This window comes from Polaromonas sp. P1_G4, from assembly GCF_056405475.1.
Genome location: NZ_JBFUCA010001026.1, coordinates 1 through 643 on the forward strand (window position 1 = coordinate 1; position 643 = coordinate 643).

1 protein-coding gene is annotated in these 643 nt (G+C 58.5%); it reads right to left on the reverse strand.

All coding sequences use genetic code 11. The features are described from left to right. Window positions 1–50: 50 nt before the first annotated feature. On the reverse strand, window positions 51–643 hold a 593-nt coding region (locus AC1D1X_RS25170), incomplete at its 5' end, for a prephenate dehydrogenase (protein WP_477699616.1).

The window sequence follows — 643 nt, forward strand, 5'->3', positions numbered from 1 at the left end:
ACTGAGGGGCGGGATGTCCAGGAACTCGATGTCGAACATGAATCGCAGGTTTATTTATGCGATTTTTGAGAAGAGATGCGCCAGTTGGCGCGCGTCTCGCTGGCTTGCTCAATGAGCGCTTCCAGGCCGTCGCCGTTGCTGCTCGAAATGAGTACTTCGAGGGACTGCAGGGTCTGCTGAAAGATCTTGGACTGCGCCAGCAACTCTTCGCGGTTGGCAATCAGGATGTCGCGCCACATTTTCGGATCGCTCGCAGCGATGCGTGTAAAGTCGCGAAAGCCGGGCCCGGCCAGGGACATGTAATCCTTCCCGTTCTCCTGTCCGGTAATGCCGTTGATCAGTGCAAAGGCGATCAGGTGGGGCAGATGGCTGACTGCGGCGTACGCAGCGTCATGTGCCTGCGGCGACATCTTGAGGACATGACAGCCCATGGCGGTCCATACGTCGGTGGCTTTTTGCAGCTGGACCGTGAAAGTCCGCTCTATGGGGGTCAGGATGACCTGCTTTCCGTTGTAGAGATCTACATCGGCGTGTTCGACACCCGACACCTCTTTGCCGGTAATGGGATGGCAGGGAACGAAAGAACCGACGTTGCCCTGCAGGACCCGCCGTGCGGCATCGACCACGTCGCGCTTGGTGGAGC